The 9,723-nt window shown below is 49.9% G+C and carries 8 protein-coding genes and 1 pseudogene; all 9 read right to left on the minus strand.

Annotation, left to right across the window (positions count from 1 at the left end; translation table 11 throughout):
* Positions 1-151 (minus strand): annotated as a pseudogene (locus L5M37_RS19020) (IS110 family transposase); the annotation flags it as partial.
* 355 nt (positions 152-506) lie between these two features.
* On the minus strand, positions 507-1,250 hold the full coding sequence (locus L5M37_RS19025) for a hypothetical protein (protein ID WP_263201604.1): 744 nt from the start codon (positions 1,248-1,250) through the stop codon (positions 507-509).
* A 31-nt stretch (positions 1,251-1,281) separates the two neighbouring features.
* Positions 1,282-2,541 carry a beta-ketoacyl-ACP synthase gene (locus tag L5M37_RS19030; RefSeq protein ID WP_263201605.1) on the minus strand — a complete coding sequence of 420 codons (1,260 nt, stop codon included), beginning with the start codon at positions 2,539-2,541 and terminating at the stop codon, positions 1,282-1,284.
* Positions 2,542-3,267, minus strand: a complete 726-nt coding sequence (locus L5M37_RS19035) for a 3-ketoacyl-ACP reductase FabG2 (protein ID WP_263201607.1) — start codon at positions 3,265-3,267, stop codon at positions 2,542-2,544.
* A gap of 111 nt (positions 3,268-3,378) precedes the next feature.
* A complete protein-coding gene (locus L5M37_RS19040) occupies positions 3,379-3,912 on the minus strand; it encodes a hotdog family protein (RefSeq protein ID WP_263201608.1) in 534 nt (177 codons plus the stop codon).
* Between the two features lie 4 nt (positions 3,913-3,916).
* Positions 3,917-5,116 (minus strand): beta-ketoacyl-[acyl-carrier-protein] synthase family protein, encoded by a 1,200-nt coding sequence (locus tag L5M37_RS19045; protein WP_263201609.1) that lies wholly within the window; start codon positions 5,114-5,116, stop codon positions 3,917-3,919.
* A gap of 46 nt (positions 5,117-5,162) precedes the next feature.
* Complete coding sequence (locus L5M37_RS19050) at positions 5,163-5,927, minus strand: DUF3261 domain-containing protein (RefSeq protein WP_263201610.1); 765 nt, start codon at positions 5,925-5,927, stop codon at positions 5,163-5,165.
* A 4-nt stretch (positions 5,928-5,931) separates the two neighbouring features.
* A complete protein-coding gene (locus tag L5M37_RS19055) occupies positions 5,932-7,221 on the minus strand; it encodes an NAD(P)/FAD-dependent oxidoreductase (protein ID WP_263201613.1) in 1,290 nt (429 codons plus the stop codon).
* 23 nt (positions 7,222-7,244) lie between these two features.
* On the minus strand, positions 7,245-9,722 hold the full coding sequence (locus L5M37_RS19060; protein WP_263201614.1) for an MMPL family transporter: 2,478 nt from the start codon (positions 9,720-9,722) through the stop codon (positions 7,245-7,247).
* Position 9,723 lies beyond the last annotated feature (1 nt).

The raw sequence follows: 9,723 nt of genomic DNA on the forward strand, positions 1-9,723 counted from the left end.
TAACGATAAGGCAAGGCTCAATTTTCGCGACAAAGGGCAGCAAGTCTTTGCGTCTAAGCATTTTCTTTTTGATTAACTTGCCCGCTTTATCGACGCCAACAGCATGAAAAACAGACTTTGCGATATCTAAACCGATTGTAGTAATCTTCATAGGTGGACCCGTCCTCTTTCTGATGAGTTTTAGCGACTACATCGTGGCCCATTGCGAGGCCGATTTAAAGTGGATGGGTCCATTCCATTATCCATGGCTCTCGTTCATAAGCTTAGAAACCTTAGGTTTCTATTCACCGTGTCGTCGAGCCTGTACTATGGTTAGCTTCACTCTGAACAATATCTATGTTTCATTGCCTCTTCGCCTTCGGTAACTCTCGTTTATCAACTTAGAGCCTCTAGGTTCTTTCACAGTGTAGTGAGTGATTACCATGGCAAGCCTGTATAGGCGAATATAAAAATGGCCGAGTATAAGCTCGGCCATGATTTGTTCTATTAAGCTTAAACGGGTAGGTTTAGTAGTATTTCTTCAAATAACTCTCGGCGTAGTTTTTGAGTTTTTTGTTTGAGCTCGTGGTTGCCATATTTTCAATCACATCGCGGTAAGCGGTATTCCCCGAACTAGCTAGCGCTTTTGCCATGTTGGCATAGGTATCGATGGCGAGTTTGTCATCGGCCATTAAGCGTGGTGTTTTCAATTCGTTACTGAGTACGGCTAGGATAAAATCATCGTACTGGCGGTCATCCATGATGCGTTTAGCCGCGAGACGCATTAATTCTAAATCATTGCTGCGTAGGGCATTGGCAAAGGCATTATTTTGCTGACTTTGATCGGCAGTATATTGGCTTTTATCCGCAAGAATCGCATTCCATTTTTTATATATTGTTATGTTTTCTAAAGCTTGACCTGCGTATTTTTTGAGTTTTTTAGGATAATCACCATTAACAATCATGTTGATGGTTTCGCTGTACTTATCATTGCCTGAATAAGCTAAGCCTTTGACTAACCAAGCACTGTAGTCAATGGCATTTTTTTCAGTGGCTTGGGGCAAAGATGCGAGTAGCTTTGCTTCGAGCGCATCAAAAATGGCAGGATCGGATAAACCAGCGATGGTGAGTGATTCAATGGCTTCTTTTTGCTTGAATTGGTTATCACCCTTAAAGATTTCTTGATAGGTTTCAACTGTATATTCCTGAGCCAATAAAGGCGAGCTTAATAAACTGATGCTAAGCAGCATACCTGCAAACAGTGGTTTCATGGTGATGTCCTTATGTGGTTTTTATATGTTGTTATTGGGCCCAGCGTTTAAAAATCAGCGAGGTATTAATGCCGCCAAAGGCGAAATTATTACTCATGACATAATCTGTGTCGATTTGGCGCAGTTCGTTGCGGATATAGTCCAAATCGGCGCATTGTGGGTCGATACTTTCAAGATTGAGTGTCGGCGCAAACCAGCCCGCATTCATCATCTCAATACTCACCCAAGCCTCTAACGCGCCGCATGCGCCTAAGGTGTGGCCCGTGTAGCTTTTAAGGGATGAAATCGGCATACCAGCACCAAATACTGCGTGGGTTGCGTGGCTTTCGGCGATGTCACCGCGATCCGTTGCCGTGCCGTGGGCGTTCACATAACCTATGGCGCTAGGCTCAAGCTGTGCATCTTTGAGCGCCAACCTGATGGCGATTTCCATGGTCTGCGCATTCGGTTGGGTGACGTGTTGGCCATCTGAATTCGTGCCAAAACCGACTAACTCAGCGTAAATCTTGGCGCCGCGCGCCTTGGCGTGTTCTAGCTCTTCGAGCACCAGCGTACAAGCACCTTCGCCAATCACTAGACCATCGCGGCTTGCATCGAAGGGGCGTGGCGTGAGTTCGGGAGTGCTGTTTTTAGTGCTGGTGGCAAATAAGGTATCGAACACAACAGCCTCTGTGGGACAGAGTTCTTCACCGCCGCCTGCCAACATTAAGGTTTGATGACCGTATTTGATGGCTTCATAGGCGTAACCTATGCCTTGGCTCCCCGAGGTACAGGCGCTACTGGTGGTGTGAATTCGGCCTTTTAAGCCAAAAAATACCCCGACATTTACCGCTGTGGTGTGTGCCATCATGCGGATATAACTCGTGGCGGTGACGCCCGACATATCACCGGTTTTCAACATATCGCCAAAGGCGATGATGGCATCGGTACTGCCCGTGGATGAACCGTAGGCGATACCCATTTCACCCGAGGACACGATAGGATCGTCTAACAATCCCGCATCGATAAGAGCAAGTTCACTGGCGCGGGTCGCCATGATAGAAACCCGACCCATAGAACGAATTTTCTTGCGCGAATAATGGCTTGGCACTTCAAAGTCAGTAATGGGCGCGGCTAAGCGGGTATTGAGGCCATCGTATTTATCCCATTCGCCCATAGTGACAACACAGTTTTTCTGTGCCTTAAGGCTCGCCGCTATCGCCTCCCAATCATGGCCTAGGGCGGTAATGCCGCCAATGCCAGTGACAACCACTCGTTTCCCTAAGCGGGTTTGATTTGTCGGCTCGCTCATTTAGATCATGCCTCCATTGACTGATATCACTTGGCGAGTGATATAGGCGGCATCGTCAGACATTAAAAATGCGGCTAAGGCGGCGATTTCACTGGGTTTACCCATGCGGCGCATCGGCACTAATTGCTCGACCATATCCTTAGGAATATCGGCCACCATGTCGGTTTCAATCAAGCCGGGGGCGATACAGTTGACGGTGATTTTGCGTTTTGCCAGCTCTAATGACAATGCCTTAGTCGCACCGATAATACCCGCTTTTGAGGCGCTGTAATTGACTTGGCCACGGTTGCCCGCAATCCCAGAAACTGAGGCTAAGGTGATAATACGCCCGCCCTTTCTACCTTGTACCATAGGCATGACGCAGGGGTGGATGACATTATAAAAACCGTCCAAGTTAGTGTGGATGACGCTGTCCCACTCACTTTCTGTCATAGCAGGAAAGGCGGTATCGCGGTTGATGCCAGCATTGAGGATCACGCCATAATAGGCACCATTGGCCTCGATGTCGGCTTCAATGGCGGCTCTGACGGTGGCGCGGTCGGCGACATCAAATTTCAGCAGGCTCACATTCACCCCAAGCACGCGGATTTGCGCGGCAGTGTCATCGGCAGCTGCTTGGTTACTGTGGTAATGCAGGGCGATATCGAAACCCGCAGCGGCGAGTTTTAGGGCGATGGCTTTACCAATGCCACGGCTCGAACCGGTAACTAATACTCTGTTATTCATCTGTTTTCTCCACCCCATTTTATCGTTATGTATCGGTATGGGGTTTCATGTATTTATGGTAAAAAGGCTGCTTACTAAGGCGCTTTAACGCTTTTTATCTACACCATAGCTTTAGTGCCCAAGGCTTCTATTTGCCGCGTCTTGATTGCCGGCAAGGTAGGCTTGTGTGTCCTGAGGTTGGAACACATTCACATTGGCTTGGGCCACTAAGCTCTTTTCTAGGTTAGAGCCGGCTTCGGGCAGCAGATAAATTTGGCAATCGAATACCGCTAATCCCGATTCCTCTTGATAGAGGCGGCTGACTTGGGTGCGATAGGTGCACCCGAGCTCATATTGCTTGGCATACAAGGTTAATTTGCGCGAACCCAATAGAAAGCCCACGCGGATTTTATCATTGCGAAGCTTTGCCTCAACCCCAGCAAGGGCGGCAATACTTTGAGCCATATATTCGATACCCACATAATTGGGTACGGCTTGATATTTATCATTGAAATAAGGGCTTTGCGCCGTGATAGTGACTTCGGTCTCTAGGTTATCGCGCCGATAACCAATGATTTTATCGAGCAAAATCATCGGTGCCCTATGGGGAATAAAATCGGCAATATCCTGTTCGGCAAAGGGTTGGTTAATCTTAAGTAACTGCATGGTACTAGGCCTCGTTACGGCAGAAAATCAGGCTGGCATTACTGCCGCCAAAGGCGAAGGAATTGCTCATCACATAATTAAGCGCGCCCTTAGCGGCGACTTGATGGCGCTCGACCAATGCAATGGGCGGATCCTGTGGATCGACTTGTCCGTCCCATTGATGGGGCGGCAGGGCTTGGCTGTGATTATGTGCTGAAAGTAATAAATAACAGAAGGCGGCTTCAATGGCGCCAGCGGCACCTAAGGTATGGCCGACTAAGGGCTTGGTCGAGCTGCAGGGCGGTACGTTTACACCAAACACTTCAACCACGGCGCGGCTTTCCATCGCATCATTTTTAGGCGTGGCTGTACCGTGCAAGTTAATGTAACCAATGTCTTTTGCTGCAATGTGTGCATCTTGCAACGCTGCGTGCATGGCTTTGATCGCGCCTTCGCCTTCGGGGTGTGGCGCCGACATATGGTGCGCATCGCTCGACTCGCCAATACCCGCTAGCATGACCTCTGACTCGCCCAACGTCAGGACGAAAAGCGCCGCGCCTTCGCCGATGTTGATGCCATCACGGTTGATACTAAAAGGATTACAGTGGCCTTTCGAGACAGATTCTAAGGCATGAAAACCATTGACTGTGAGTTGGCATAAACTGTCGACACCGCCGACAATCACCATATCGCAGAGGTTAGCCTGTAATAGGCGTTTGGCACTGGCAAACACTTTAGCGCTGGATGAGCAGGCGGTCGAAATTGTGTAGCAAGGGCCGTCTAGCTCAAAATATTGGCGCAAAAAGTCGCTGGTGCTGCCGAGCTCCTGCTGGAAATAGTGGTAATCCGCGGGAAAGTATCCGTATTGATTGCGGTAGCTCAGCGCGGCTTCACCTTTTGAAATCCCTGACGTGCTTGTGCCTAGCACAACACCAATACGGGCATGACCAAAATCCCGTTTCGCTTGTTCAACTGTGGTCGCAATTTGCAGTGCGGCGCACAGCAGTAATTGGTTGTTACGGCAATCGAACTGAATGAGTTTTTCGGGAATGGTTGGTAGTGCTGCCGTCACGGGGGCAACTAAGGTTGGGTGCTCGAACAGGAGAGTGTCACTGCGTAGCATCGCACTGGTATCACCGGCGATCAGGCGGTCTAAAACCTGCTGGGGATCTTGCCCTAGCGGGGTACACAATCCAATCTGTGTAATAGCTACTCTGTTCATCATTGTGTGTCTTTTTACCATGGCACAGTTAAGTGCGGATGCTAACAGATTAAATAGGTTCGATTTCTAGCTCAAATTTAGCTTGTGGCATAGTTAAGCTGATGTGGGCTTGCCAAAGAGCATCGCCGATATTTTGTTGATAACGGATTTGCACCACATGGGTTTGCTGGCCGCTTTTACTGATCAAGGTATCTTGACTATAGATCTGGCGACAGGGGATTGTATTCACTCGGGTGCCTATAAGCGTATCGCCCTGATTTCCCCCAACCGTATCGCAAAGGCCTGTGACTAAATGACCACCTTCTAAATGGGCGCGAATACTCTGCTCGGGCCAATAGATGAGTTGCATCATCGCCATTAAATACTCGGCTTTAAAACTGTCCCCCAGCAGTACGCTTTGCTCACTGCTGAGTGTATTACCATCATAAACTAAGGTAAACAGCGCCTGTCCGAGTGGCGCTAAGCCAACGAGCGTCATGCGCTCACCCTCTAACTCCAATTGGGTGAGCAGTTCGTGGGACTCATCACCCACCTTAATGCTGACTTTTTGGCTAAAGGATTGGGGTGAAGATACGCCCATTTTGCTCTCGGTTTGCGGACTGCTAATGTCGGCGGGTTTGGTCGTCGGCTTAGTCAGAGGCTCATCGGTTACGGGGGCAAAGTTATGGGGCAGTGGCGCCAAACAATAACGCGTGTCCTTAGCGAGCGCGACACAGGTCTGCCTAAATAGCAGTTCGCTACAGCCTGTCAGCCCAAGGCTTGCGATCAGTAGCGCGGGGATGACTCGCCATTTTGCGTTAATGTTTAGCGACATAGGGTTATTCCTCGTCGAACTCTGGGATTGGCGCCTGTTGTTGGCACAGTTCGACTATCATGTTCAGGCGGCGCTCCGAGTCTTTGACGAAGGGATTATTGAGATCCCAAGCATAGCCCGCCAGAATAGAACAAATCATCTGCTTGATACGCTCATTCGGTTCTTCATAGAAGATCACGTCCTGAAAGCGGCCATCATACCAAGCTTGCACATAGGTACGAAAGGCATTCACGCCCTGCATCAAAGGCGTTGAGTAATCGGCTTGCCAGTCAACCGTTTCGCCATTGAGTTGTTTCGTCAGGCATTTTGCTGCCATAGACGCCGATTGCATGGCGATAGTCACACCGGAGGAAAACACCGGATCGAGGAACTCGCCCGCATTACCCAATAGCGCGAACTTGTCGGTCGCAAGGCGTGACACATTGGCGGAATAACCTTTGAGCGTGGCGCATTCCTGCACCACTTTAGCGTTTGCCAGCAGGGCTTTTAGCCCTGGTTCTTCATTGACTATGCTCATCAATTGTTGCTCAAGCGAACCTTGTAAACGCTCAAGTAACTGCGGCTCAGCCACCACGCCGAGTGAACAGCGGCCATTGCTAAAGGGAATGAGCCAATACCAAATATCTTTATGTTCAGGGTGGACGCTGATCAAAATCTTATTACGATCGAAGCTAGCATTGCTGATGTTGTCTTCCACATGCGTAAAGATGGCGCTGCGCGGAGGCAGGCAAGATGGACTTTCTAAGTTGAGCAAGCGGGGTAATACGCGACCAAAACCGCTGGCGTCGAGCACATATTGGGCATTGATTTGATAAAGCTCGCCCTGTTCATTGCGCACCGTTAAGCGTGGGTTCTCGGTTAAATCGATCGCCTCGACCGTTTCGCCGTAGCGGATGTCGACCCCTTGGCTTTGGGCGGTATCGGCTAACAGTTTATCAAAACTGGCGCGCTGCACTTGAAACGTGGTGCCCGGCCCAGGAGTAAATTTATCGGTAAAATCGAAGGTAGTGTAAGTGCCATTACGACGAAAGGCGGCGCCATTTTTATGTTGGAATCCAGCGGCATTGAGCGCATCTAACATACCTGCTTCTTCAATAAACTGCATGCAGCAGGGCAGTAAACTTTCGCCGATGGAGAAGCGAGGAAAATGCTGTTTTTCTAACACAAGCACGCGCTTGCCTTGCTGGTGTAGCAGGCTGGCAGCGATGGCGCCCGAAGGCCCTGCGCCGATAATGGCCACATCGACATCAAGTGAATTTGGTATAGCTGATAAATCGTGAACCTGTGTAGACATGTAAAATACGTTCCTTGTAGTCATCAGGACTTTTTTGTCGTTAGAAGCTGATTGGTGGTTAAAGCCAGTGTTGTGGTCAAAATCAACGGCGAAAGTAAAAAGGTAAACCCTATGCCCAGTGATAGGGTTAAGCCAAAGTAGTGAATCGCTTGGGTCTGGCTAAAGGCAAGTAAACCAAAGGCCAATAGGGTCGAGCAGGCGGACATAAACACCGCCATCATCACTGCCTTGCCGTGGTTCTGGGCTGAAGCAAAAAACAAGCTGTAGTCTATCCCAATCCCGAAAACTAAAATGAGCGCGAGTGCATGGAACAGACTCAGTGGTGAGCCCGTTAAGCCTAAGGTTGCGAGCGTGAGCAAGGCCGCAAGGGCTGGCACGGCAACCACAACCGCCGCTTTTTTAAAGCCGAAATTCAGGCTAAACAACAAGAGTGCGATGCCAAGTGCAAGGGCTAACAGCTTTAGGGTTAACAATCGATAATGTCCCATGACGGCTGAAATGTCCGCCACCTTGTCGATAAGCTGCACGCTTTCATCCTGGGCAAAACGCGCCTTAAGGGCATCGATTTGCTGAATACCGCCAAGCAAGACAATGGCACCATACTCAGCGCTCGCGCCGCTATCATTTAGCGCGTCATAGTCGGTGGCCTTGCCATTTGGCGCTAGCCACAGCGGTGCGAGTTGCTTACCTGCCTCTAGCTTAAAGAAATCTGCTGGACTGATATATTGCTCTTTAGCCGCTAAGTAGCTTGCTTGCAGCTCTGGCTTTAAGTTCTCATCCAACCCAAGGCTTGTGAGCACAGTATCTATCTGAGTTTGATAGATTTCACCCTGTAAGCGATAAGCCGTGTCTTGCCTTTGATGGCTGGGAAGATATCGGCTGAGGCTGACATAGTTGCCTAACTCTTGGTTCGCAATAGCGGCATCGAGCAGTGGCGACACTCGCTCAAGCTGTTGCAGCAGTGCTTCTTCACTCGCGGCGCGTACCAGTAAGAATTGATTATCTGTGCCGCCGCTGAGTAGCTGCCTGAGCTGATTTTCAGGTTCAGTCACGCTCGCGGGGCTTTGCTGCAAATGGCGAATATCGTCATCGACGGTTAACTTGGTTACGCCAACCAGACACCACACCACTATCACTAAAGCAAACATGCTCATGCCTAAAGGCGTGGTCAATTTGTTGGATAACTGAGTGAGGTTGGTAAGGTACTTCCCCGCTAACGCTAATGGGTGGGAGCCCGATGGCAAACGACTTCCCGCTAACAGTGGGTAGGCGAGAATGAGGGTGAGATAAGCCCCGAGCAGCCCCGCGGCGCAGAAAATCGCTACTTGCTGCATCCCAGGAAACGGCGCTAATCCTATGCCCACATAAGCTAAGGCACTGGTGATAAAGGCAAGTGTCACTGTGGGAAATATATACGCGACCGTCGCCTGAGCGCTCCGCTCGGTATCGCTTAAGCGCTCGCAGTAAAAATGAAAGCTGTAGTCGATGGCAATGCCAATCAAGCTAGTACCAAACACTAAGGTGAGTAAATGCAGCTCGCCAAACACGCTTAAGGTAAAAGTCACTGCCAGCAACAGCCCGCTGGAAATGGTGACGATTGCCAGCAGTAGCGGCATTACAGAACGAAACGCCAGCCAGACTAAAGCTATTACCCCAAGTAAGGATGCAAGACCAAGGATCGAGATTTCACTCTTAGCCGTTTGGGTCGCCGCAATCGCGTGAAACAGGGCACCAGCCTTAAGCAGTGTAATATCGGGATAGCTTTGTTTAACCGCATCCAATCCTAGGGTTAATGCCGTCATCTGCGCCAATTGCGCATTGGGATTAAAAGCGCTTTCTCGCCCCTTTGCCATAACAACCGCAGCGACATTATCGCCTTGATTCGCCAGCAGAATGCCTTGGCTGGCTCTGACTTTGGAACTCGGCGCGAGGGCGAGTAAATTGGCGGGGAATAACAGCAGCGGATCTTGGGCAAGCAAGTTGCTATTGGCGTAGCTAAAGGCGTTGTAAAGCTGCGCTGTGGCCGCTTCAATCAGATTTCCAATGTCTTTCGTTGCTAACGCCTCAGCTTGTGGCGCTGTCAGCAATTTAAATCTGTGGGGGAAATAGTATTGCCCCAACGCTTCACCGAGCTGCATATCGGCGCTGCGAATATCTGTGAGTGCAGCATTTTTTCCAGTAGCAACAAGGTCAGTTTCAAGCTTTTGCATCAACAGCTTAGCCGCAGAGATTGCCGTGGTTTCATCCTTGGCGACGAGCGCAATATAGACTTGATCGGCGAGCGTCGCTTCAACTTGGTTAAGGGCGCGCTCTGTGAGTTTGTCCTGCTGTAAATGCGGCAGCATAGCAAGAATATCGCTCTGCACCCTTGCGCCGTTTTGCCAGAGTTGCAAAGTCCACAGACTGGCAGACAGCATCAATAGCAACCAAATGGCGAGGCGCCATTTAGGGGATGATTGTATTAGCGCTTGATTGGCGCGCGCGGTGAAGTTGGCGGCCATG

This window comes from Shewanella sp. SM69, from assembly GCF_025653985.1.
GTDB lineage: Bacteria > Pseudomonadota > Gammaproteobacteria > Enterobacterales > Shewanellaceae > Shewanella > Shewanella oncorhynchi.

What these genes read in the sequence shown, in the direction of transcription:
- L5M37_RS19025 (WP_263201604.1), bottom strand. Translation starts at nt 1,250, where the DNA reads ATGAAACCACTGTTTGCAGGTATGCTGCTTAGCATCAGTTTATTAAGC.
- L5M37_RS19030 (WP_263201605.1), bottom strand. Translation starts at nt 2,541, where the DNA reads ATGAGCGAGCCGACAAATCAAACCCGCTTAGGGAAACGAGTGGTTGTC.
- L5M37_RS19035 (WP_263201607.1), bottom strand. Translation starts at nt 3,267, where the DNA reads ATGAATAACAGAGTATTAGTTACCGGTTCGAGCCGTGGCATTGGTAAA.
- L5M37_RS19040 (WP_263201608.1), bottom strand. Translation starts at nt 3,912, where the DNA reads ATGCAGTTACTTAAGATTAACCAACCCTTTGCCGAACAGGATATTGCC.
- L5M37_RS19045 (WP_263201609.1), bottom strand. Translation starts at nt 5,116, where the DNA reads ATGATGAACAGAGTAGCTATTACACAGATTGGATTGTGTACCCCGCTA.
- L5M37_RS19050 (WP_263201610.1), bottom strand. Translation starts at nt 5,927, where the DNA reads ATGTCGCTAAACATTAACGCAAAATGGCGAGTCATCCCCGCGCTACTG.
- L5M37_RS19055 (WP_263201613.1), bottom strand. Translation starts at nt 7,221, where the DNA reads ATGTCTACACAGGTTCACGATTTATCAGCTATACCAAATTCACTTGAT.
- L5M37_RS19060 (WP_263201614.1), bottom strand. Translation starts at nt 9,722, where the DNA reads ATGGCCGCCAACTTCACCGCGCGCGCCAATCAAGCGCTAATACAATCA.